We start from the raw sequence: 24,123 nt of genomic DNA on the forward strand, positions 1-24,123 counted from the left end.
GATTGATTTTGTATATTTTGGGGGATTCTTCAAAGTTTATAGCGTTCTTGTAAAATTTTTAAATGATGCTTTGTATGTCCTATTATTATAAAACCAATAGCTCTTGGTGTTGCGGCAGAACCATTCATCTCTCCAACTGTTTTAAGCATATTTTCGGTAAAAGAATTAAATAAAATTGAAGTCGATTTTCTTACAATTTCAAATTCATCTTTCAGACTTTGTAAGCTTCGATGCTCGGCTCCTGAATTAACTACATACTCGTTATGATCAAATCCCGGCAAAGGCTTAGTCTCTTTTCTGGCTAAACTAAGCGCTCTATATTGAAAAATTCTTTCTACATCAATTAGATGTTGTAAAACTTCAGCAACAGTCCACTTTCCTTCCTCGTATTTCAATGATAATTGATCTTCAGACAAATTATCAAATAGATCTAAGCTTTCCTTCAGGTTCTCTAAAAATAATATCCCCAAAGAAGTCTCTTTGGGGATAATCTTGATATAATTTTCATAGAACGAATTATATTCAGAAATGCTAATTTGCTCAATCGTCATTATGCAGAGTTTCTACTTGCATTAATATTTCCATACAATGATCTGGTGACCATTTTCTCAAACTCTTCTAAACGCGCACTATCTTCACCATTCTGAAGTTTTTGTACCATTCTTAATGCATGTTGCTGTATAGTAAGTAATGGTAAAACAATACGCTCTCTGGCTTGTATAGAAGCTCTCATTGCTGGTTCGTTTTCCATTAAATCTTTATAACCAGTTACTTTAAGCAGCATTTCTTTAGAACGAATATATTCATCATGGATTAACTGCCAGAATTCACCAAATTCTTCGTCTTCTTTCATATAAGAAGTAAGCTCAAAGAATGATTTCGTTAAACTCATCATACTGTTTTCCAGTAAAGTTTTAAAGAATATCGAGTTATTATAAAGTTGCTTTACTTTATCGAACTCTCCATTCTCTTCATACTTTTTTAAAGCTGTTCCAACTCCAAAGAAACCAGGTACATTTTGTTTTAACTGGCTCCAGCTTCCAACAAAAGGAATAGCTCTTAAATTATCCAGATTTAATTCTTTATTATTTCTTTTTGAAGGACGACTACCAATATTTGTTTTAGAGTAATACTTTAAGGTACTCATTTTCTCTAAATAAGGTATAAACCTTGGGTGAGCTTTAAAGTCCATATATGTATTATAACTAGACTCTGCTAGACCTACCATAGTGGCGCGATCTTCCTCTGATAAATTATTTTTACCGTGATTGAAAATTTCGTTGGAAACCCCCGCACTTATTAACTGCTCAAGATTGTATTGGCAACTATCTTTGGTTCCAAAATTAGAACTAATCGTTTGTCCCTGTACTGTTAACTGAATTTCTTCATTTTCAATAGCAGATCCTAAGGAAGCATAGAACTGGTGAGTTTTTCCTCCTCCACGTGCTGGTGGTCCTCCACGCCCATCAAAGAAGGTTACTTTAATATCGTATTCTCTAGAAATCTCAGTTAATTCTTGTTTTGCTTTATAGATACTCCAGTTTGCCATTAAATAGCCACCATCTTTGGTACCATCACTAAAACCAAGCATTATCGTTTGCTTGTTCCCTCTACGCTCTAAATGTTCACGATATACAGGATTGCTGTATAAAGTCTTCATCACATCTGGTGAAGCTTTCAAATCTGGCACCGTCTCAAATAACGGAATAATATCTACCGTTGGTTGGTCCCAACCGCATAATCTTAGGAATGCAAACGGCTCTAAAATACTTTGCGGTACTTCACTATGACTAATAATATAGCGATTCGCACCTTTTTCACCATTTTTCTGCTGAATTTCCTTCATAGCATGGATAGACGATATTGTCGCTTTCCCCATACCATTTTCCTCTTCAAATTCATCTGCAGAAAGATTTCCTTTAACTTTCGTTAGAATGTCAATTTGCTCTTCGTTGGAAAGCTCTTTGTAATTACTAGGAATTAGATTATCGTCCCTTTTTTCGCAAACATTTATAATTTCTGAAAGAACTTCTTCGTGAACACCACTATCTTGGCGGATATCCAACGTAGCTAAATGATACCCAAAAAGATTAACCTTATTAAGTAAATCATCTACATCATCCAAGAAAAGTGATTGATGCTCGTCGATTAGTACTTCTCTAATAGAACGAAGTTTAGATTTTAAATCTTCCAGAGAAATTTTAATATCACCACTTTCAGAAACAGCGCCATCGTACAATTCTTTTTCGATTTCTTCGATTGTATCTCTAACGCCTTCAAAAGTTAATCTTCTTTTCAATTTTCTGGCATCCTGATAATAACAGAATAAAATGGTGCTTTTTAATCTCTTCGCAACCTGAAGTGTAATATTTGTGGTTACAAAAGGATTTCCATCACGATCTCCTCCCGGCCAGAAACCTAGTTCTATGATCTCGTTGCCTACACTTTCTCCATCAAATAAATTCTGCTGAATATAGTTGTAAATCTTACTTACACTTTGATAAAAAACGTTTTCAAAATACCATATTAAACTAACAGCTTCGTCGTATGGTGTTGGTTTTTCTTTTTTGAAAAAAGGTGTTTTTCCTAACTGTGATAATAATTGTTTAATTTTTACAAGATCGTTTTCTTGGATTGCTTTGTCCAAGTCTGTAATAATTCCAAGAACAGCACCAGGATAAAATTGCGTTGGGTGAGCGGTTAAAGTTGGTCTTACTTTAAAGCGTTTTAAAAACTCCTTTATTCCTTCAGTCTGATTTTGTGATTCAGACTCTTCTTTCATATTTCTTAAAGTCCCAATACCATCCATGTTATTCACAATCGGGAATGCAGCATCTTCTATCGCATCAAACAAAACTACCTGTCGTTCTATATATTGAATAAACCTGAACAGAAGCTCATTCATCTCTTTTTCTGAAGGTTTATCGAGATATTTATCAAAAAAAGCTTCTACAATTTCAGAAGGATTTTTCTTTTGCTTGAAACCTTCTTCGCAAACTTCCTGAAAAAGAGGAAGTAATGAACCCGTTTTTTTGATATCATCAAAAGGCAGGGTTAAAAAAAGGCTATTATAAATTTGATACTTAGAAAGAACGTTCTCATTAAAGCGTTCTAACTTAGGCTCTCTGTGCATAATATTTGGTATTTAGTTGAATTTAAAAATATAAAAAAACCCTTCAAACAAAAGAGCTTAAAGGGTTTTTAATAAAAGTTTAAGTATTCCCTTATTTACAGCTCCTTGAAGATAGAGTGCATTAAACGCTTCTTATCGTTAATACTTTCTTCTAAAGAAATCATAGTTTCTGTACGGTAAACACCTTCTATATCATCTAATTGGAAAATAATTTCCTTAGCATGTTGGGTATTACGAGCACGAACTTTACAGAATACATTAAATTTACCGGTAGTTACGTGAGCAACAGTAACAAAAGGAATTTCGTTGATTCTTTCTAAAACAAACTTGGTTTGAGAAGTGTTTTTAAGGAAAACACCTACATAAGCGATAAACGCATATCCCAATTTTTGGTAATCCAATGTCAAAGAAGAACCGATAATAATTCCTGCTTCCTCCATTTTCTTAACTCGAACATGAACAGTCCCTGCAGATATTAAAAGTTTTTTAGCGATATCTGTAAAAGGAGTCCTAGTATTCTCGATAAGCATGTCGAGAATCTGGTGATCTGTTTCGTCTAATTTAAATTTGGCCATTTTCTTAACTTCTTTTTATTATATGAACCTCAAAAATAATACAAAAACTTTGAAGTATTTATAATTTTTTGAAGAATTAATCACATTTAACCATTAAAATCTCTTTATTTAAGAGTAATTTATCGACTACAACGTTTTCGACTAGTGACTTCTCACCTACTAATTCAAGAATTTTGCCTTCACCTTCAATCTCACGATGACCATATTTATCAATTTTAGGGCTTATATTTTCAATTTTTGGTACAAATTCTATCTTCTCTCCTACTAATTTTTCTGAATATTGAATGCTAACATCAAAAATACCATCCTTAATTCTTACATTTTTGATTAGAATATCGTTGAATTTTTTACCATTTTCGGGTATTTTGAAGTAATCATCTCCGCTAAAATTCAGATAGCTTTTAGTAGCAATGCTTCGTAATGAAGAAAAGATACTGGCAACTGCAAACTCCCGTGTAGTTTCTCTGGTATAATCATTAGGAAAATGTCCTTCTTCAAATAAAATTGTAGGCACGCCTTCACTCTGGAACGTATCTCCGGTACAATTTAGATTGAAACCATCGTCATATCGTCCAATCTGTCCTGGTAATGCTGCTTTTAAATCTTCAGCAATTTGTGCAATCACTTTCATGCTTTCTAATCGCTTTGGGGTGATATTACGCTCTTGATCTTCAGCTGGCGTTAAAAAAGACATTACAGCCGACTTATTAGTTAGTCCCGCACTAAAAATAGTTCGCTGCCCATGCAGATTTAAGCAAAAGTCTGGTTTCACTTCTTCAAAAATCTTTCTAAGAATTCTACTTTCAGGCTGCGTAAGATGCTGTGCATCTCTGTTTAAATCTACATTATTATAATTAAAACGAGTGTATTTTCTAGCTCCATCGGGATTAAGCATTGGGACACAATATAAAGTAATATGATCTAAAATCACTTTCAAATCTGCCGAATCATTATTGATTAATGCATTAAATACATCTAATATAGCTTTAGTTGTAGTAGATTCATTTCCGTGCATTTGCGACCACGCCAGAACTTTTGTATTTCCGTTACCAATTTTTAAAAGATGAATAGGTTCTTTATTTACTGAAAAGCCGATTTTAGAAAGTTCCACATGTTCTTCAAACTTATTCAATATTGGTTGAATGTGGGACTGATTTATATATCGCCCCTGAATTTCCTTAAGCTTAAAATCTCCATAAAGACTCATAATACTATCGATGGTTGCTGCGTATTTTCTCATGTTGACAAAAGTAAAAAACCTTTATTTTACAATTGTAAACATAGAAGATCAGTAGCTGTGTTTACAATTGTAAAACTCGAGTATGATTAGCTATTTATCTGTATTGGAAAAATTCCGTGAACGTTTAAATTATCACACATTTAACTGTATTTTAGCTATTTAATATATTTCAATTATAGTTATAGTTTAATTATGAAAGTCGATTTACAAATGTAATTTGTATCATTGTAAATTATAATTTACATTTGTAAATATTAATAGGTATTAGTTTTTTACAATGGTAAACACTGAAGAGTTTACAAATAGACTACAGAAAATCATAGAATATTACGATTTGAGCGCCTCTTCTTTTGCTGACAAAATAGAAGTGGGACGCTCTTCTATTAGCCATTTACTCTCGGGAAGAAATAAACCAAGCTTAGAATTTGTAATGAAAATTGTAAAGACTTTTCCTGAAGTGGAACTTTACTGGCTACTAAATGGTAAAGGCGAATTTCCTAAAAGAGATAAAGCTTTTCAGAAAAAAGAAGAAAATAAAACGGAAACTAGACAGCAATCAACAACCGCAACGAAGAATAGTGATAATGATTTGTTTTCAGAAAGTCAGGAAAACAACAATAAAGAACAAAAGAATACGACTCCTATCATTCCTAATAACGGAAAGAAAATTGCGCGTGTAATTATATTTTATGAAGATGGCACTTTTGATGCCTTTGAAAATTGAATATCTAAGCCATTTGGATTAATTTTGCACTATGAAAAAATTAATCTTTCTTCTTATACCTTTCCTATTCTTAAGCTGCTTTGAGCCTGAAAAAAATTGCAAGGATTTTCATACAGGAACTTTCGAATTTCAAACCTATTTAAATGGCGAAATGGTTACTTCCCGTTTTGTGCGTAATGATAGTATAGAGATTGATACTTTTCAGGGTAAGACAGATACTTCTTCGGTAAGATGGGTAAACGATTGTGAGTATGTAATTAAAAATTTACATCCCAAAAATATGAAGGAACGACAGGCTATCCATATTCGCATTATCAAAACCGAAAAAGATGGATATACATTTGAATATGGAAAAGTAGGAGATCCCCGCAAAGAACGAGGATCTGTTTATAAAGTAGAAGAATAACACCTATTTTCAATTATTGTTCTTCAGCAATTCATTTTGCTCTTTTACAAGATCGGTCAAATTTGAGAGCAATTCTATATCCTTTGGCGTAGTCACCTTTTTATTTTTAGGATCTTGTGCCTGTGCTCTAAATCTATTCATAAATTTTACCACAAGGAATATGGTAAAGCCAATAATAAAAAAGTCGATTAGCGCTTCTAATAAAGCCCCGTAATTAATCGCCACTTCTTCTACTGCTTCACCACCAGAAGCTACCGAAGCATCTATAGCGTCCCTTAGTACGATCTTACGATCGGAAAACTGAATTCCATCGGTCATTAAACTTAGCGGCGGTGTAATCACCTGCTTAACTAAAACATCGATTACTTTATTAAAGGCAGCGCCAACTATCACACCTACGGCGATATCTACCATATTACCTTTAATGGCAAATTCTTTAAATTCCTTAAAAATTCCCATTATTCTTCATCAAATAATTTAGTCTGATTTTCTTCGGAAGAATCTTTATCTTCCTTAAAACTAGTTCCTGTTTTATTTAAATCTACCTGGTTTTCTTCTTCGTCTTCTTCATCTTCAGGATCTGCTATATCTGGTAATGGATCTAGTAAGTTAATAGATTTCACCTTATCTGTAGTTAATTGATTTCCAAGCGCCTTAATACCTTTTACTGAAATAAATTCTTCAATATTAACTTCCTCATTAGGACGACGATCTTTTCCTTTCAATTTAGTGAATTCAATTTCGATCAATGGGTAGAAATCAGTCGATACAATTTCTAAATAAGCATCATCGTGATCGCTAATAAATTTCTCTTCCCTGTCTGGATTTTCGATTAAGAATCTTTTTACGTAATAGCGTTCTTTTTCTGGCTCCCAATACACAGCTGAAATTGGCTTTTTAGGATTCCATTTTTCAAGCACCACCATTGCCTCGTTAAAATGTTTCGTAAGTTCTGGCTTAATGGTTTTTACAATGCCATCTTGCGTAATAATTAAAAGACGGTCTTCGCCTTTAAATTCGCCTAAAAGTTCACCACGCTCGTCTACATTTAGTCGCTTCACAACTTCATCAAACCAAATTTTTCTAGGTTTCAGGGTAGAAACTCCTTCCTCTTTCATTTCGATGCGCTTCACGGAGTATTTCGTAACAATATTTCCTTTTACATTTCGACCTTTTATCAGAATTTCAGCAAAATCTAAATCGAATTTCAGTTTTTTAATACTCCCTACCTGTCTTAAGAAAACAGTAATCACTTCTGCTTCACCATTTGGGTTTGCTGAGAAATAAAATACTTTTGAATCTTTTTTACCCTGTGTAAGATCGTATTCGCGATCTCTGGTAACCGAGGTTACGGCAAAGCGCTTTACATATGTTTTGCCACCCTTACCATCACGATAAATCATATTATAAATGGTACGCTTATCTTTTTTCTTAAAGACCGCTACATGAATTATATCTTTACCAATAAAAGTTTTCGTATCTACCTTTGTAACCATCATTTTACCATCTGCGGTAAAACAAATAATGTCATCGATATCAGAACAATCAGTAACATATTCATCCCGCTTTAAGGCAGTACCAACAAATCCTTCCTTACGGTTAACGTATAATTTGGTATTACGAATAACAACCTTGGAAGCTTCAATATCTTCAAATAATCTTAATTCGGTTTTACGATCTTTACCTTCGCCGTATTTCGCTTTAAGTTTAGAGAAATAATCTACAGCGTAATCTACAAGATTATCTAAATGATGTTTTATACGCGCAATTTCATCTTCCAGAGCGTCGATCTTCTGTTGTGCCTTATCGATGTCAAATTTGGAAATTCTCTTAATTCTAATTTCCGTAAGTCGGATTATATCCTCTTCGGTTACGGCCCTTTTAAGGTGTTTTATATGTGGCTTTAAACCTTCGTCAATAGCTTTTATAACACCTTCCCAGGTTTCTTCTTCTTCGATTAAGCGGTAAATCCTATTTTCAATAAAAATTCGTTCTAAAGAAGAAAAATGCCATTGTTCATCTAGTTCGTCTAGGGTAATTTCCAGTTCTCGCTTTAGTAAATGAAGAGTGTGATCTGTAGAATATCTTAAAATATCTGATACTCCTAAGAACTCTGGCTTATTATCTACAATTACACATCCTAAAGGTGCAAGTGAATTTTCGCATTGGGTAAAAGCATACAGCGCATCTATAGTTCGATCTGGAGAAATATTATTAGGAAGATGAATCTGAATTTCTACTTCAGCAGCAGTATTGTCTTCAATCTTCTTAATTTTAATCTTCCCTTTATCGTTAGCTTTTAAAACCGAATCTATTAAACTTGTTGTCGTGGTACCGAAAGGAATTTCAGTAATGACCAACGTATTTTTATCAAGCTGACTTATTTTTGCGCGTACTCTTACACGACCTCCACGTTGCCCGTCGTTATAATTTGAAATATCTGCTATCCCTCCTGTCGGGAAATCTGGAAACAATTGAAATCTTTTTCCTCTAAGATGCTTTATTGAGGCATCTATTAATTCATTAAAGTTATGCGGAAGTAATCGAGTACTAAGACCAACGGCAATACCTTCTGCACCTTGGGCCAATAGCATTGGGAATTTTACCGGTAAATTTACCGGCTCTTTTTTACGACCATCGTAAGACAATTGCCATTCGGTTAATTTAGGATTATATAAAACCTCTAGAGCAAATTTGGATAATCGAGCTTCTATATATCTGGGAGCAGCCGCACGATCGCCAGTTAAAATATTCCCCCAGTTTCCCTGCGTGTCGATTAGAATATCTTTCTGGCCAATTTGAACCATCGCATCACCAATACTGGCATCGCCGTGAGGGTGATATTGCATTGTATGCCCAACAATATTCGCTACCTTGTTGTAACGACCATCATCAAGATCTTTCATAGAATGCATAATACGCCTTTGCACCGGTTTAAAGCCATCTTCCATTGCCGGTACGGCGCGCTCTAAAATTACATAAGAAGCATAGTCCAAAAACCAGTCTTTGTACATACCGGTTACTCGGATAATTTCTTCTTTAGGATTATTTAGTTGTTCGTCTTTAGATTCTTCGGGATTCTCTTCCATAAGTTAAGCCACAGCTTTAGGTTTGTCCAAAACATTTTTTAAAGATTCGACCAATTCTCGCTTCTTTTTTCTACTTAAAAATGTGGTGTTAAAAGTATATTTTTTAAAACCTTTTCTTCGTCTGGATTTTATATAAATAGTGATGCTTGAATAAACACCATAATCTGTAAAATTATAATTGGCGAGTTTTCTTTTTGGAAATTCTGCTTTCTTTAAGCGGTACTCCATAAATTTAGAAAAGAAAACGCCATTGTTCTTAAAAATTAGCGTTTCTCCTTCACCATCGAAATTGAAACTTACACCAACTCTATGAACTAATAGAAATAGAACAAATGATACAATATTGGGTAAAAAATGACTGAAATTAATAGGCTCATCACGCCCCATTAATTCGAGATTCACAAAAAAATTAGTAAGAAAAACGGCCACCAAAACAATATAAATTGGAGGTATTATTTTTATTTCGTTACTATTATTCAGTCTCATATTCCCAATTCTTCGATTAGATCTAGTTCGACCTTCAAATTATCAATAATAAAATCCTGTCTATCTGGTGTATTTTTTCCCATGTAAAAGCTAAGCATTTCTTCGATAGATTTATCTTTATCTAACATCACGGGATCCAATCGTATATCCTCACCAATAAAATATTTAAATTCATCTGGAGATATCTCCCCTAGACCTTTAAATCGAGTTATTTCAACCTTTCCTTTAAGTTTTTCAACAGCCCTTTTTCGTTCATATTCAGAGTAGCAATAGATAGTTTCCTTTTTATTCCGTACTCTAAAAAGTGGTGTTTGTAAAATATAAAGATGATTCTCTTTTATCAATTCAGGGAAAAATTGAAGAAAAAATGTTATCAATAATAAGCGAATATGCATTCCATCTACATCGGCATCTGTTGCGATCACGATATTATTATAGCGAAGATCCTCCATAGACTCCTCGATATTAAGAGCTGCCTGTAAAAGATTAAATTCTTCGTTTTCGTAAACAATTTTTTTGCTTAACCCATAGCTATTCAGTGGTTTTCCTTTCAAACTAAAAACCGCTTGCGTGTTAACATCGCGTGACTTGGTAATAGATCCACTAGCCGAATCACCCTCGGTAATAAATAGCGTGGTCTCTAAATATCGCTCTTTTTTACTATCCCCTAAATGGATTCTACAATCTCTTAGTTTTTTATTATGCAGGCTGGCTTTCTTTGCTCTTTCTTTAGCTAATTTTCTTATTCCTGAAAGATCCTTTCTTTCGCGCTCGGCCTGTAATATTTTACGCTGAAGTTTATCTGCAGTTTCTTGATTTTTATGCAGATAATTATCAAAATTACGCTTTACAAAATCATTGATATAGGTTCTTACAGTTGGAAAATCTCCTCCCATATCGGTAGAACCTAATTTTGTTTTGGTCTGACTTTCAAAAACCGGTTCCATTACTTTAATGGAAATAGCTGCTACCACAGATTTTCTAATATCTGAAGCGTCATAATTTTTTCCGTAGAATTCTCTAACGGTTTTCACCAAAGCTTCTCTAAAAGCAGCAAGATGTGTCCCACCTTGCGAAGTATTTTGACCATTTACAAAAGAGTGATACTCTTCGCTATATTGAGCTTTGCTATGCGTGATCGCCAGCTCGATATCATCACCCCGTAAATGTATAATTGGATATAATCGATCTTCTTGTTTTAATGTATCACTTAAAAGATCTTTTAATCCATTTTCTGAATAAAATTTTTCTCCATTAAAAATTATAGTTAATCCAGGATTTAGATACACATAATTTTTAATCATTTTTTCGATGTACTCATTTCTAAACTTGAAGTTTTTAAAAATAAGCTCATCTGGTACAAAAGTTACTTTTGTACCGCGACGACGAGAAGTTTCTTCTAAAGATTCTTCTTCCTTTAAATTCCCTTGCTCAAATTCTGCTGCATGGGATTTCCCATCTCTATTAGATTCAACTCTAAAATAAGAAGAAAGTGCATTAACTGCTTTTGTACCAACTCCGTTTAATCCAACAGATTTTTTAAACGCTCTAGAGTCGTATTTACCACCGGTATTCATTTTAGATACAACATCCACAACTTTCCCCAGTGGAATACCACGCCCGTAATCACGAACGATAACACGTTGATTTTGTACAGAGACCTCGATGGTTTTACCGGCGCCCATTACAAATTCATCGATACAGTTATCTAAAGTTTCTTTAAGTAAAATATAAATTCCGTCATCTGCACTAGAACCATCTCCCAGTTTCCCGATATACATCCCGGGGCGCATACGGATATGTTCTTTCCAATCTAGCGACCGAATATTATCTTCAGTATACTTTGTTTCCTGACTCATATGTGTAAATAGTGGAGATTCCCGGCTAATATAAGATATACCGGGAAAAGTTAAAACCTTGTTGCCACAAAGTAATTAACAAAGACTTTAGAAAAAATGTTAATTCCGCAATTTTTTAAAATTCCATGCTATTACACCCCTGAATTTTAAAAATAAATGCATTATCAAATACTCTCTTGATGTTTTACAAAAAAAATATTTGTATGCTGAAACTACACCGTGTGAAGTTTGCAATTAGAATTAAAACTTAAATAATCCTTTTTAGGTTTACACGTTAAATCTAAAATGCATTACATCGCCATTTTGCACGATATAGTCTTTACCTTCCACTCGCATTTTTCCGGCTTCTTTTACTTTAGCTTCAGATCCTAATTCTGAAAAGTCATTATAAGAAATTACTTCAGCACGAATAAAGCCTTTTTCAAAATCGGTATGAATAACTCCCGCAGCTTGTGGTGCAGTAGAACCAATAGGAATAGTCCAAGCTCTAACCTCTTTCACTCCGGCTGTAAAATAGGTCTGCAAATTTAAAAGACTGTAAGCACCACGGATAAGTTTGGCAGATCCAGGTTCTTCTAATCCAATATCCTGAAGAAACATCTGGCGCTCTTCATAATCATCAAGTTCCGTAATATCAGCTTCAGTTCCCACGGCAAGCACTAAAACCTCGGCGTTTTCTTCTTTTACGGCTTCACGAACTCGATCTACATGGCTATTACCATTTACCGCAGCTTCTTCATTCACATTACAAACATACATTACCGGCTTATCGGTAATAAATTGCAAAGGTTTGATAAACTCCTTATGCTCATCTTCAGTAAAATCTACCGCTCTAATCGATTTCCCTGCTTCTAAACCTTCTTTTGCTTTTAGTAATGCAGCTTCTTCTTTTTGCGCTTCCTTATTACCAGTTTTAGCCGCGCGTTTTACTTTATCCAACTTTTTTTCGACCGTATCTAAATCTTTAAGTTGAAGCTCCATATCGATAGTTTCTTTATCCCGAATAGGATCTATAGAACCATCAACATGTACAATATTATCATTATCAAAACATCTTAATACATGAAGAATAGCATCGGTTTCACGAATATTAGCCAAAAATTGATTTCCAAGACCTTCTCCTTTACTAGCGCCCTTAACAAGACCAGCAATATCTACAATCTCTACTGTTGCCGGCTGTACTCTTTCTGGATTCACCAATTCTTCTAATCGCTGGATACGAGGATCTGGAACATTAACTACTCCTACGTTAGGTTCGATCGTACAAAAAGGAAAGTTTGCACTTTGCGCTTTGGCATTGGAAAGACAATTAAATAGAGTCGATTTTCCTACGTTTGGTAATCCTACAATTCCGGCTTTCATAAATTAAATTTTGATGCTATTAATTTTGCGGCTGCAAAGATAAGAATTAGATACGAATTTAATTGATAATACCTATTTTAAATATCTCTAAAAAACTTTATAAAAGCAAAAAAGGAGAACTTGGCTGTTCTCCTCTATTTTTTAATGAAAAAAAAATTATTCGATTTTAATTACTCTACGATATACATTTCGTTAGAAGCTTTGATATATTCCTGCGGATTAAAAGTAGATTCGAATGTATTTTTTACAATATCTAATTTTAATTTTAATTCTCCCATTTCTTTTTTCAAATAAGGGTCTTTATTGTATTTTTCAATTAAACCCTCGTACTTTTTTAAATTTTCCAGAATCCTGAAAGTAATATCTCCAAAACGAATTTTAAGATTCTGAACGGCTAGCATTTGATCATGGTAACTTTGTTTCCAGTTTTCAGGATTTTTTTCGCGCTCTTCTACAATTTTGTTTTCAGCAATTTTTGAAATGTCAAGAATATATTGCGTTCTTTTTTTTGCATCGGTTTCTTCAGTAAATTTTCTTTCAAATTCTTCAAGATTAACACCAAGCATATTCACAAAATTCTCCTTCATCTCTTTATCCTGAAGACTTCTTAATTCGTCCAGGCTTTTGTTAATTGCTTCCCATTCGGTTTCAATTAGATCTTTATCGTGCGTAAACTGAGATACCGAAGTTGTTAACTTTAGCATTTCTATACTTTGCTTTTGTAACTCTTTTTGTCTTCGATTTAAAGATTCAATAAAAGTACCAATCCCATCAAAAAGGCTCCCGGCGAACATTCCTACAAAGGGAGTTCCCTGGCTTAGATCACCGGTTACTGCCATAATGTGATTTAGGGCTGCTAAGCTTGCATTGCTATCCTGTTCTTCCTTTACAAAATTCTGAAATTTACCAAACCATTCTTTGTACCCATCATAATGCATAGGATTACTTACTTTATCCAATGTGGAATAAAATTCTCTTGAACTATTAAATAAGTTTAGGGGTTTTATCTCGCGCTCCATACTGGCAAGATTTAATACTGCGGAACTGTAATTATATTTATAAACGCTTACCGTATTTTTATCGATTTCAGATTGGCGCTCTTCCAAAAACTTTACTCGCTCTAGAAGCTTTTCAACTTTATCTGAAGCATTTTTAGAATTTTTGATACTCTCATCAAGATTGGTGATTTTAGAATCAATTTCTTTAATTCGAAAATCCAGATTTTGACTTAGTAAAGCTCGCTCGCGGTTTAGTTCTTTAAGAACCTGATCGGTTACTGTTTCATTAGGAACAGTAGTTGAAAGACTTTGCGCAAAAGTAACTCCGCTAAAAGCAAGAAAAAGGCTAAAACTTATGGTTAATTTCTTCATTAGTGGTTAAAGTTGATTTAGTTATTCAGCATTTTTTATGCCAAGCTAAATTATCATTTTTTACTTAATAATAAAGATGAAACACTTTAACGCTCCTTTTAAATATTCATTTTTTAGAAAAGTTTACCAATTTTAAATAAAATTGGGAATTCTATCGTATTTGATGACCCAAAGCTCAGTCTAAGATCCTTATAAATATCATCTACAGGATCAAATCCATTTTTCGCTATAAAATGTTTAACCGCAGACCATGTTTTTATGTATCCAATAAGCCTATCAAAACTCCATTCTTCTCTAAAAATGATTTTTGATGTTTTTATTTCGTCAAACGGAAATGGTATTGTGTTATAGCTTTCATCTAAATATTTTCGCTCTTCATCCCAATATGGACCAATGACTTGGTAATAAAAATGATCCATTATTTCATTTGTTTTTGAATTACTACGGAAGAGACTATAACCCAAAATTGCTATAATTCCGTTACTTTTTAAGGTCCGCTTAACTTCAGCATAAAATTTATTGAAATCAAACCAATGAATTGCTTGAGCCACTGTAATTAAATCAAAATAATTATCAGGAAAATTTACATTTTCAGCTGGTTGAATACTATAATTGATATTGGATAATTTGGGTGCTTGTTGTATTTGATTTTCGCTGATATCAGTGGCTTCAACAAACTTAAATAGCTTAGAAAGTTCTTCTGCTACCTGCCCATTACCAGTAGCACAATCCCATGCATTTGATTTAGCATTTGCATGATTCATTATTTCTGTAAAAACGGCATCTGGATACGTGGGACGAAAAGTGGCGTAGTTTTGAGACTGATCTGAAAAGTTATCTTTCATAAAATGAATTAATAATTTTAGAAAATTCAACTTGATAAGTAGAATTTCAACCTTTAATAATTATTCGAAATTAGAACTTTAGAAAGATACAAAATAAGCTCATACTTCATTCAGATTTTATAAATAGAACATTAAATACTTTTTTCGAAATATCTAATTTATAGACAAATAAACTTTAGCTAAAACGATTTATTTTTTAGTCTTTATTTTCGTATAATAGCAAGATCAAATAGCTCTAGCTGCAATATCATGAAAAAACTAATATTTCTACTGTTGATATTTTGCTATTTAAGCATAAATGGTCAGAATAATAATCCAGTATTCCCGGGTTGGTACGCCGATCCTGAAGGAATAGTTTTCGACAATCAATATTGGATCTATCCAACGTTTTCAGCTCCGTATGATGAGCAAGTTTTTTTCGATGCTTTTTCTTCTCCAGATCTTGTAAATTGGACAAAGCACGAAAAAGTGATTGATACGGCAACAATAAAATGGGCAAAACGTGCAGTTTGGGCACCATCAATTATCAAAAAAGAAAATAAGTACTATTTATTCTTTGGCGCAAACGATATACAAAGCGATGAAGAGTTAGGCGGAATTGGTGTTGCAATTGCAGATTATCCAGAAGGGCCTTATAAAGATCATTTAGGAAAACCGCTTATTGGCAAATTCTATAATGGTGCGCAACCTATAGATCAATTTTGTTTTAGAGATAAAAATGGCCAGTATTACCTTTACTACGGTGGTTGGGGACATTGTAATGTCGCGAAATTAAACGACGACTTTACAGGTTTTGTTCCTTTTAAAGATGGTACCATTTTTAAAGAAGTTACACCTGAAGGTTATGTTGAAGGGCCTTTTATGTTCATTAAAGATGGAAAATACTATTTTATGTGGTCTGAAGGTGGCTGGACAGGTCCAGATTATTCAGTGGCATACGCTATTGCAGATTCACCGCTGGGGCCTTTTAAGAGAATAGATAAGATACTTCAGCAGGATAAAGATATTGCTACCGGTGCCGGGCATCATTCCGTAATAAAACATCCCAAAGATGACGATTATTATATAATTTACCATCGCAGACCGCTTACAGAAACCGATGGAAATTCTAGAGAAACCTGTATCGATGTGATGGAATTTGACAGCAACGGACATATAAAACCGGTGAAAATAACCAATGAAGGTGTTGCGGCACATCCTTTAAAATAAAAATTGCAATCTAAATTATTCAACATAAACTATGAAAAAAAAGTTCTTAACGGTACTGGCCTTCTTTGCCGTATTCAATTATGCTGACGCCCAAAACCATCTTATAGAATCTGTTGAGAATCCTGTAGATTTTGTAAATCCACTAATGGGAACAGACTCTAAACCTGAATTATCTAATGGGAATACGTATCCCGCAGTTGCTGTCCCGTGGGGAATGAACTTGTGGACACCCCAAACAGGTAAAATGGGAAATGGTTGGGCGTATACCTATGACGCAGATAAAATACGCGGATTCAAACAAACGCACCAGCCTTCTCCCTGGATGAACGATTATGGTCAATTTTCGTTAATGCCGGTTACCGGCGGACTGAAATTTAACCAAGACGATCGTGCAAGCTGGTTTTCTCATAAAGCTGAAGAGTCTACCCCCTATTATTATAAGGTATATTTAGCAGATCATGATGTGACGGTAGAGCTTACTCCAACAGAGCGTGCTGCCCAGTTTAAAATGACCTTCCCTAAATCTGATAGCTCTTATGTGGTTATCGATCCATTTGATAAAGGTTCTTATGTAAAAGTGATTCCAGAAGAAAATAAGATCATTGGATACACCACAAAATATTCCCGCGGAAAATTAACCAATTTCAAGAATTACTTTGTGATTCAGTTTGATAAACCATTTATTGATGTGAATACTTGGGAAGGTAATAAATTAGCTAAAGGACAGGCTGAAATGGAAGCAGATCATGCCGGTGCTATTGTTGGTTTTGATACTAAAGACGCGGCTGTTGTAAATGCAAAAGTGGCTTCTTCTTTTATAAGTTTCCAGCAAGCTCAATTAAATTTGGATCGCGAAATCGCGAGTGATGATTTTGAAACTACAAAGCAAAATGCACGTGATCTTTGGAATGAAAAATTAGGCAGATTAGAAGTTTCCGGCGGAACGATCGATCAAGTGAGAACATTTTATTCTTGTCTTTACAGAACTTTATTTTTTCCGAATAAATTATACGAAATTAATGAAAACGACGAGATCGTTCACTGGAGCCCTTATAATGGAGAAATTCTTCCTGGATATATGTTTGCGGGTACTGGTTTTTGGGATACTTTTAGAGCCCTTTACCCTTTCCTTAATTTAGCCTATCCGTCTATAAACAAAGAAATGCAACAGGGTCTTGCTAACGATTATAAAGAAGGTGGATGGCTGCCAGAATGGTCTAGCCCCGGTTATTCTAATATTATGGTTGGTAATAACTCGGCTTCTGTTGTTGCAGACGCCTATATAAAAGGTTTACGAGGTTACGATACCGAAACTTTATGGGATGCTTTAGTAAACGGAGCCAATAACGAAGGGCCTATGACGGCTGTAGGACGTGCTGGTGCTCCCTATTATAACGAACTTGGATATGTACCATACGATGTTGGTGTTCACGAAAGCGCTGCACGAACTTTAGAATATGCCTATGACGATTTTGCTATCTACCAATTTGGAAAAGCGATTGGAAAATCAAAAAAGGAGATTAGAAAATACAAGGAAAGAAGTATGAATTATAAAAACCTCTTTGACCCTAGCTATGGATTAATGAGAGGTAAAAATGAAGATGGAAGCTGGCAGGAAGATTTTAATCCTTTTAGATGGGGAAATCCTTTTACTGAAGGAAATAGCTGGCACTACAGCTGGTCAGTTTTTCATGATGTTGAAGGTTTAATTGGTCTTATGGGAGGTAAAGAAAACTTTGTAAAGAAATTAGATTCTGTTTTCTCTATGCCTCCAATTTTTGATGAAAGTATGTACGGTGGCGTAATTCACGAAATTCGTGAGATGCAAATTGCAGATATGGGACAATATGCACACGGTAACCAACCTATTCAGCATATGATTTATCTTTATAATTATGCTGGAGAGCCATGGAAAGCTCAAAAATGGGCTAGAGAAACTATGGACAGAATGTACATGGCTACACCAGATGGTTATTGTGGTGATGAAGATAATGGACAAACTTCAGCCTGGTATGTATTCTCTGCTCTAGGTTTTTACCCCGTAACTCCAGCGGTAGATCAATATGTAATAGGAGCTCCGTTATTTAAAAAAATGACTGTGAACCTTGAAAATGGAAATAAGATCGAGATCAATGCTCCAAAAAATAGCGACAATGATAAGTATATTAAGAGTATGAAAATTAATGGAGAGTCTTACCACAAAAACTATTTGAAACATTCAGATTTAGTAGATGGCGTAACGATTGATATCGAAATGAGCACTTCCCCAAATAAAAATCGCGGTACTACAAAAGATGCTTTGCCTTATTCATTTTCTAACGAATAGCATAAATTTATGATTATAAGCTCATTTCAAAATAAATCCAAGTTTAAAAAAGGAATTCAACTTTTAGGCGCCAGTATTTTTCTTAGCTCTTTAAGTTTATATACTTCCTGCAAAGATGCTGAAGCCGAAGAAAATTCGGTTTCAGCATCAAAAATAAACGATACTAAAGATTTTGCGCAGTATGTAGATCCAATGATTGGTACTGCAAAAATGGGACACACCTACCCTGGTGCAACCGTTCCTTTTGGGAGCGTACAATTAAGTCCAGATACAGATACTATTCCTTATGCTGTAGATGGTCATTACAATCCAGATGTTTATAAATATTGCGCAGGCTATCAATATGAAGATAGAACCATTGTTGGTTTTAGCCATACGCACTTTAGTGGCACAGGACATTCAGATCTTGGAGATTTTTTGATTATGCCTACCACAGGAGATCTTCAATTAAATCCTGGTACTGCTACGAATCCTGAAAGTGGATATCGTTCCAGATTTTCTCACGACAAGGAAACTGCAGAAGCTGGTTATTACAGTGTGATATTGGACGATTATAATATTAAAGCTGAAATGACAGCTACATCGCGCGTAGGAATGCATCAATATTCTTTTCCTGAAGGGAAAGATGCACATATTATTTTCGATCTAATGCATGGTATTTATAACTATGATGACAAAAATGTATGGACATTTGTACGTGTAGAAAATGATACATTAATTACTGGTTACCGCCAAACTAATGGTTGGGCAAGAACACGCCGAGTTTACTTTGCCATGTCTTTTAGTGAACCTATCAAAGATTATGGTAGAACTCGTAATGATAAACAACCTTACAATGGTTTTTGGGGAAAATTCGATCAGTCTAAAAACTTTCCTGAGATCGCCGGAGAGAAAATTAGAATTTTTTTTAATTTCGATCTAGAACCTCAGGAAAAATTAAAAGTCAAAATGGCCATTTCTCCGGTAAGTTCTGTAGGTGCTTTAAATAACATGAAAGAAGAAACTCCCCATTGGGATTTCGATCAGGTTAAAAAAGAAGCAAGAGCCAAATGGAATCGTGAGCTTAATAAAGTTCAGTTATCATCTAAAGATAAAGATGAGTTAACTAACTTTTACACCGCCATGTATCATGCCTTTTTAGGACCTACAGAATATATGGATACCGATGGTAAGTATATGGGCTTGGATATTAATGTTCATCAAGCCGATGGATTTACCAATTATACCAGTTTTTCGCTTTGGGATACATATAGAGCATTACATCCACTATTCAATATATTACAGCCAAAACGAAATGCTGATATGGCCCAGTCGATGATGGCTCACTATGACCAAAGCGTACATTCTATGCTACCGGTTTGGTCGCATTATGCCAACGAAAACTGGTGTATGATCGGGTATCATAGTGCATCTGTTTTAGCGGATGCCATTGTAAAAGGTAATGCAGATTTCGATCAGGAACATGCTTTACAAGCGATGGTGAACACCGCCAAAACAAGATACTACGATGGTTTAGGCTACTATATTGACATGGGTTATGTACCTGAAGATAAAAATGGTGCTTCAGTATCTAAAACTTTAGAATATGCCTACGATGATTGGGCAATTGCCCAGACCGCTAAAAAACTTGGTAAAACAGAGATCTACGAAGAGTTTATTAAAAGAGCTGAGAATTATAAAAATGTTTATGATTCAAAAACCGGCTTTATGCGTCCTAAATTAAGTGATGGTACTTTTAAAAAGGATTTTGATGAATTAAATACTCACGGACAAGGGTTTATTGAAGGAAATAGCTGGAACTACAGTTTATACGTTCCTCACGCTCCCACTGAAATGATCGAGATGATGGGCGGAAAAGAGCAATTTTCGAAACATTTGGATTCACTTTTTACTATGGAACTCCCTGATAAATATTTCGAAAATACTGAAGATATCTCACGTGAAGGGATTATTGGTAATTACGTACACGGCAACGAGCCTTCACATCACGTGGCTTATCTTTATAACTGGACTAATACTCCGTGGAAATCTCAGGATAAAATTCGAATGATTTTAGATATGAAATATCAAACAGGAGCCGACGGTCTTAGCGGTAATGACGATTTTGGACAAATGAGTGCCTGGTATATTTTTAGTAGCCTTGGCTTCTACCCTGTTGCTCCGGGATCTGTGGATTATGCTTTAGGAAGTCCTGCAATTAAAGATGCAAAATTAAATCTTGATAATGGTAATACTTTTAGAGTTATTGCTGAAAACCAAAGTGATAAAAATGTTTATGTGGAAAAAGTAGAACTGAATGGCAAAGAATTATCCAAACCATTTATTTCTCACGAGGATGTAATGAATGGCGGTGAACTTAAATTTTACATGAGCAACCAGCCAAATAAAGCCTTATTTATAAATTAGTGTATAATTTATATTGTTTTGAATTTAAAAAGCGGGCAAATGCCCGCTTTTTTTACTAATGGCAAATCCCTCGAGTGCTTTTGAAAATTCCTAATTTCAATACGCAGTGAAAGCTTTAAATTTTAAATTTCACAGGAACCGAAAAAATTATATTAACCGCTCTTCCATCTTTCATTGCTGGTTCTAATCGCTTTATCTTTTTTACCGCTAGTTTTATATTTTTTGCGATCTTTTTATTTTCAAAATCAACATTAACCTGGTCTACTTTTCCTTTTTTATTTATTCTGAATTTCGCAATAGCGGTATACAATCCTGGTTCTAAATTCTCGCTATTTATAATAGCTGTATCCACATTAGCCATTATCGTATTACGCACACTCTTATAAAAACAATTGGCAAGCTCTTTATTGCTGGCATTAGGATCGCAGTCTTCAGCAATAGGAATTTTATCTACAGCTTCAAGATGCAAATTCTCTATTGAAGGATCTGATTGTGCCATCACCAAACAGCTTATCATAATAAAAACTACGGTGGAAAGTATATTCTTGAACATTCATAAACAATTAAGAAATCGAATGTAAAAATTTCGAACGAGAAGACATATTAATCCCTATAAATTTTATCCCAAAGCGTAATTATTTTGTATTTTGCTGGAATAAAATAAACATCCCCAAATTCCTTAAATGAAATTATTCATCACCATCATCGTTGGATTATTATGTTTTTCAGCAATTTCTCAAACTAAAATTTCAGGTAAAATCATCGAAAATGACTCCACTGCAATTCCTTTTGCTGAAGTTGTTTTAAAAAACGTAACGTCTGGAAAACTTATTGGTTCTATTACCGAGGATGATGGTAGTTTTCAGCTGAACACTACTCCCGGCAATTACAGTTTAGAAATTTCATTTGTAGGCCAACAATTGTTTACTAAAAAGATTGAAGTCAAAGAAGACGCTATAGATTTAGGAACTATAATCGTCGATAATGCTCAAGAATTAGATGAAGTATTCCTGACTTCTAAGAAAAAACTGATTGAGCGAAAAATTGATCGGCTTATTTTTAATGTAGAAAATTCATCCAAATCGTCACAGGGTGATGTTGTTGAGGTTTTAAAAATAGTTCCCAGTATTCGTGTAGAAAATGATGCTATAAGTATGATTGGTAAAGGAAATATGCGAGTGATGATTGACGAGCAAATGCTGCAACTTTCTGGCGTAGACCTTATAAATTTCCTGCAAAGTATCGATTCTGAAACTATTAAGAGTATCGAAGTAATTAGCAATCCGCCAGCTAGATATGAAGCTGAAGGCAATAGCGGACTCATAAATATTATCCTGAAAAAGCCAAAAAGCGATTCTTGGAATGCACAACTTAAAGGAACATACATACAGCGAACCAAAGCGAATTATAGAAGTTCGGCCAACTTCAATATTAACAAAGATAAATTTACATTTTCAGGACGGCTTGGTTTTATAAAACATCAACTAGTGCTTCAGGAAAACTTAACATCTACATATCCAGAAGAAACCTCAGTAACTTCTACCCCGGTTGATATAGATCTGGAAGGCTCGGTAGCTTCCGCAGAAATTGGCTATGAAATGAATCAAAATTGGCATTTAGGCGCACAATATTATTTTAATGGTACGGCTGCAAATATTGAATCTTTGCCTAAAACCAAAATCACACGAAATAATGCAGAAGATAGCTTTATAAGAATGAATGGATCTGAACCCCAACATCCACGAGTTCACAAGTTAAATCTTAATACCAATTTCAATTTAGATTCCTTAGGTAAAAACGTGATTTTGAATCTAGATTACTTGTATAATACCAACGAAGATAAAAAGTATTATCAGGGTATAGAATCTCCTGGCTTAGATGAAAATACAGAGAATAGATATTTTAGATCTTTCAATAAAACCAATAATAAATATGATATTTATTCGGCTAAAATAGACATTGAAAATCCACTAAAATGGATTGATTTAGACTTTGGCGCAAAGTATACTTATTCTGATATTTCTAGCGATATTAAAAGTTTTAACACAGGATACACTTTAAATCCTACAGATGAGATTCCTAATATTCCTGCAGTTCCTTTTGATTACGATGAAAAAATTGCTTCGGCGTATATTTCAGCAAATAGAAATTTTGGTGAGCAATGGTCTGCACAGTTTGGTTTACGATTAGAAAATACCGCTATAAGCGCCCTTTCTCCAAATTTGGATATCAATCGTGAGGATAATTACACTAACCTCTTCCCTACTTTTTACATTAATTATAATCTTGATACGAAAACAAACTTTTCACTCAATTACAGTCGTAGGATAGAACGCCCAAACTTTAGAGATCTTAATCCTAATACTTATTATAGAACCCCATCTATATTTTACTCGGGAAACGCCTATTTAGATCCCTCATTTATTCATAATATAGAATTTAGTGTTTTACATCATGATTTTGTAACCCGGCTTTATTTTACTCGGGAAAACAATGCATTTGGTGAAGTTCCAATAGCCAATACATCGATTAATAGTACAGGATTTAGTTACGAAAATTATATTGACAGAACGCTTTTAGGAATCTCTGAAAGTTTTACCTGGAATCCAATACATTGGTGGACTAACGTAAATAATTTAGATCTAAATTATGCAAAATCAACTTTCAATTTAGAGCAACCACAAGCAGATCGCAACGGTTTTAATAGCAGAGTTAGCACTAATAATGATTTTAATTTAAATTCTGAAAAAACAATTATTGGCGGCCTTAACTATTGGTATCAATTTGAAGGTGTCGATGGAATTTTTGAAACCCAAGCGCAAAGTTCTCTAGGACTTTCGCTACAGTTTTTACTCTTAGATAAAGATTTGAATATTAGCCTGCGTGGAGAAGATTTATTTAAAAACGCTATTGAGCGAAAAACGGCTAAAATAAACGGAGTTACTCAGGAAATTAGAAATTTTTACGATTCCAGACAATTTTGGCTGAGTGTAAGCTACAAGTTTGGAAATGATAATTTGAAAGTGCGTTCGCAAAAATCAGGAAATACAGATACAGAAAGACGCGCCGGAGGTTGATTTGAGACTTAAATTA

The 24,123-nt window shown here is 34.3% G+C and carries 18 protein-coding genes; 6 read left to right on the forward strand and 12 right to left on the reverse strand.

Going from position 1 to position 24,123, the window contains the following annotated elements:
* Positions 1 to 29: 29 nt before the first annotated feature.
* From PBT89_RS08640 to PBT89_RS08655, 4 genes are all read right to left on the reverse strand, one after another.
* Positions 30 to 551, reverse strand: coding sequence for a DinB family protein (locus PBT89_RS08640; protein ID WP_270061544.1), 522 nt, complete (start codon positions 549 to 551; stop codon positions 30 to 32).
* Positions 551 to 3,133, reverse strand: a complete 2,583-nt coding sequence (locus tag PBT89_RS08645) for a phosphoenolpyruvate carboxylase (RefSeq protein ID WP_270061545.1) — start codon at positions 3,131 to 3,133, stop codon at positions 551 to 553. The genes PBT89_RS08640 and PBT89_RS08645 overlap by 1 nt, the downstream gene beginning before the upstream one ends.
* A 95-nt stretch (positions 3,134 to 3,228) precedes the next feature.
* On the reverse strand, positions 3,229 to 3,708 hold the full coding sequence (locus PBT89_RS08650) for an Lrp/AsnC family transcriptional regulator (RefSeq protein WP_013072138.1): 480 nt from the start codon (positions 3,706 to 3,708) through the stop codon (positions 3,229 to 3,231).
* Between the two features lie 76 nt (positions 3,709 to 3,784).
* The gene (locus PBT89_RS08655; RefSeq protein ID WP_270061546.1) at positions 3,785 to 4,948 is read right to left on the reverse strand and encodes a M14 family zinc carboxypeptidase; all 1,164 of its coding nucleotides are present in this window, start codon (positions 4,946 to 4,948) and stop codon (positions 3,785 to 3,787) included.
* 277 nt (positions 4,949 to 5,225) lie between these two features.
* Here PBT89_RS08655 and PBT89_RS08660 point away from each other — a divergent pair, with 277 nt between their 5' ends.
* Together PBT89_RS08660 and PBT89_RS08665 are read left to right on the forward strand one after the other, a co-directional pair.
* Positions 5,226 to 5,672, forward strand: coding sequence for a helix-turn-helix transcriptional regulator (locus PBT89_RS08660; RefSeq protein ID WP_270061370.1), 447 nt, complete (start codon positions 5,226 to 5,228; stop codon positions 5,670 to 5,672).
* A gap of 31 nt (positions 5,673 to 5,703) precedes the next feature.
* Entirely contained in the window at positions 5,704 to 6,078 is a 375-nt protein-coding gene (locus PBT89_RS08665) for a DNA topoisomerase IV (protein WP_270061547.1), read from the forward strand.
* A gap of 9 nt (positions 6,079 to 6,087) precedes the next feature.
* On the opposite strand, the gene mscL is transcribed toward PBT89_RS08665, so the two are convergent.
* The 7 genes from mscL to PBT89_RS08700 form a co-directional block, all read right to left on the reverse strand.
* Positions 6,088 to 6,537, reverse strand: coding sequence for a large conductance mechanosensitive channel protein MscL (gene mscL, locus PBT89_RS08670; protein WP_270061548.1), 450 nt, complete (start codon positions 6,535 to 6,537; stop codon positions 6,088 to 6,090).
* Positions 6,537 to 9,167 (reverse strand): DNA gyrase/topoisomerase IV subunit A, encoded by a 2,631-nt coding sequence (locus PBT89_RS08675; RefSeq protein ID WP_270061549.1) that lies wholly within the window; start codon positions 9,165 to 9,167, stop codon positions 6,537 to 6,539. Before PBT89_RS08675 ends, mscL begins: the two co-directional genes overlap by 1 nt.
* 3 nt (positions 9,168 to 9,170) lie before the next feature.
* Positions 9,171 to 9,653 (reverse strand): hypothetical protein, encoded by a 483-nt coding sequence (locus tag PBT89_RS08680; protein WP_270061550.1) that lies wholly within the window; start codon positions 9,651 to 9,653, stop codon positions 9,171 to 9,173.
* Positions 9,650 to 11,512, reverse strand: a complete 1,863-nt coding sequence (locus tag PBT89_RS08685) for a DNA topoisomerase IV subunit B (protein WP_270061551.1) — start codon at positions 11,510 to 11,512, stop codon at positions 9,650 to 9,652. The genes PBT89_RS08680 and PBT89_RS08685 overlap by 4 nt, the downstream gene beginning before the upstream one ends.
* Positions 11,513 to 11,779: 267 nt before the next feature.
* Positions 11,780 to 12,874, reverse strand: coding sequence for a redox-regulated ATPase YchF (gene ychF, locus PBT89_RS08690; RefSeq protein WP_270061552.1), 1,095 nt, complete (start codon positions 12,872 to 12,874; stop codon positions 11,780 to 11,782).
* A 170-nt stretch (positions 12,875 to 13,044) separates the two neighbouring features.
* Entirely contained in the window at positions 13,045 to 14,244 is a 1,200-nt protein-coding gene (locus PBT89_RS08695; protein ID WP_270061553.1) for a hypothetical protein, read from the reverse strand.
* Between the two features lie 113 nt (positions 14,245 to 14,357).
* Positions 14,358 to 15,089: a class I SAM-dependent methyltransferase gene (locus tag PBT89_RS08700; protein ID WP_270061554.1), complete on the reverse strand. Its 732-nt coding sequence runs from the start codon at positions 15,087 to 15,089 to the stop codon at positions 14,358 to 14,360.
* Between the two features lie 249 nt (positions 15,090 to 15,338).
* Here PBT89_RS08700 and PBT89_RS08705 point away from each other — a divergent pair, with 249 nt between their 5' ends.
* Genes PBT89_RS08705 through PBT89_RS08715 form a run of 3 tightly spaced genes read left to right on the forward strand, consistent with a single transcriptional unit; the run spans position 15,339 to position 21,030 of the window.
* Positions 15,339 to 16,298: a glycoside hydrolase family 43 protein gene (locus PBT89_RS08705; RefSeq protein WP_270061555.1), complete on the forward strand. Its 960-nt coding sequence runs from the start codon at positions 15,339 to 15,341 to the stop codon at positions 16,296 to 16,298.
* A gap of 31 nt (positions 16,299 to 16,329) precedes the next feature.
* The gene (locus tag PBT89_RS08710) at positions 16,330 to 18,624 is read left to right on the forward strand and encodes a GH92 family glycosyl hydrolase (protein ID WP_270061556.1); all 2,295 of its coding nucleotides are present in this window, start codon (positions 16,330 to 16,332) and stop codon (positions 18,622 to 18,624) included.
* Between the two features lie 9 nt (positions 18,625 to 18,633).
* Positions 18,634 to 21,030, forward strand: coding sequence for a GH92 family glycosyl hydrolase (locus PBT89_RS08715; protein WP_270061557.1), 2,397 nt, complete (start codon positions 18,634 to 18,636; stop codon positions 21,028 to 21,030).
* Positions 21,031 to 21,145: 115 nt separating this feature from the next.
* On the opposite strand, the gene PBT89_RS08720 is transcribed toward PBT89_RS08715, so the two are convergent.
* Positions 21,146 to 21,583 carry an energy transducer TonB gene (locus PBT89_RS08720; RefSeq protein ID WP_270061558.1) on the reverse strand — a complete coding sequence of 146 codons (438 nt, stop codon included), beginning with the start codon at positions 21,581 to 21,583 and terminating at the stop codon, positions 21,146 to 21,148.
* Between the two features lie 130 nt (positions 21,584 to 21,713).
* On the opposite strand from PBT89_RS08720, the gene PBT89_RS08725 reads away from it, so the two are divergent.
* Positions 21,714 to 24,107: a TonB-dependent receptor domain-containing protein gene (locus tag PBT89_RS08725; RefSeq protein ID WP_270061559.1), complete on the forward strand. Its 2,394-nt coding sequence runs from the start codon at positions 21,714 to 21,716 to the stop codon at positions 24,105 to 24,107.
* The last annotated feature ends 16 nt before the right edge of the window (positions 24,108 to 24,123 follow it).

This window comes from Zunongwangia sp. HRR-M8 (genome assembly GCF_027594405.1).
Taxonomy (GTDB): domain Bacteria; phylum Bacteroidota; class Bacteroidia; order Flavobacteriales; family Flavobacteriaceae; genus Zunongwangia.

Coding starts and splice junctions, on each gene's coding strand:
- PBT89_RS08655 (WP_270061546.1), bottom strand. CDS start 4,948: ATGAGAAAATACGCAGCAACCATCGATAGTATTATGAGTCTTTATGGA.
- PBT89_RS08650 (WP_013072138.1), bottom strand. CDS start 3,708: ATGGCCAAATTTAAATTAGACGAAACAGATCACCAGATTCTCGACATG.
- PBT89_RS08705 (WP_270061555.1), top strand. CDS start 15,339: ATGAAAAAACTAATATTTCTACTGTTGATATTTTGCTATTTAAGCATA.
- mscL (WP_270061548.1), bottom strand. CDS start 6,537: ATGGGAATTTTTAAGGAATTTAAAGAATTTGCCATTAAAGGTAATATG.
- PBT89_RS08720 (WP_270061558.1), bottom strand. CDS start 21,583: ATGTTCAAGAATATACTTTCCACCGTAGTTTTTATTATGATAAGCTGT.
- PBT89_RS08715 (WP_270061557.1), top strand. CDS start 18,634: ATGATTATAAGCTCATTTCAAAATAAATCCAAGTTTAAAAAAGGAATT.
- PBT89_RS08675 (WP_270061549.1), bottom strand. CDS start 9,167: ATGGAAGAGAATCCCGAAGAATCTAAAGACGAACAACTAAATAATCCT.
- PBT89_RS08685 (WP_270061551.1), bottom strand. CDS start 11,512: ATGAGTCAGGAAACAAAGTATACTGAAGATAATATTCGGTCGCTAGAT.
- PBT89_RS08700 (WP_270061554.1), bottom strand. CDS start 15,089: ATGAAAGATAACTTTTCAGATCAGTCTCAAAACTACGCCACTTTTCGT.
- PBT89_RS08665 (WP_270061547.1), top strand. CDS start 5,704: ATGAAAAAATTAATCTTTCTTCTTATACCTTTCCTATTCTTAAGCTGC.
- PBT89_RS08660 (WP_270061370.1), top strand. CDS start 5,226: ATGGTAAACACTGAAGAGTTTACAAATAGACTACAGAAAATCATAGAA.
- PBT89_RS08725 (WP_270061559.1), top strand. CDS start 21,714: ATGAAATTATTCATCACCATCATCGTTGGATTATTATGTTTTTCAGCA.
- PBT89_RS08640 (WP_270061544.1), bottom strand. CDS start 551: ATGACGATTGAGCAAATTAGCATTTCTGAATATAATTCGTTCTATGAA.
- PBT89_RS08680 (WP_270061550.1), bottom strand. CDS start 9,653: ATGAGACTGAATAATAGTAACGAAATAAAAATAATACCTCCAATTTAT.
- ychF (WP_270061552.1), bottom strand. CDS start 12,874: ATGAAAGCCGGAATTGTAGGATTACCAAACGTAGGAAAATCGACTCTA.
- PBT89_RS08695 (WP_270061553.1), bottom strand. CDS start 14,244: ATGAAGAAATTAACCATAAGTTTTAGCCTTTTTCTTGCTTTTAGCGGA.
- PBT89_RS08710 (WP_270061556.1), top strand. CDS start 16,330: ATGAAAAAAAAGTTCTTAACGGTACTGGCCTTCTTTGCCGTATTCAAT.
- PBT89_RS08645 (WP_270061545.1), bottom strand. CDS start 3,133: ATGCACAGAGAGCCTAAGTTAGAACGCTTTAATGAGAACGTTCTTTCT.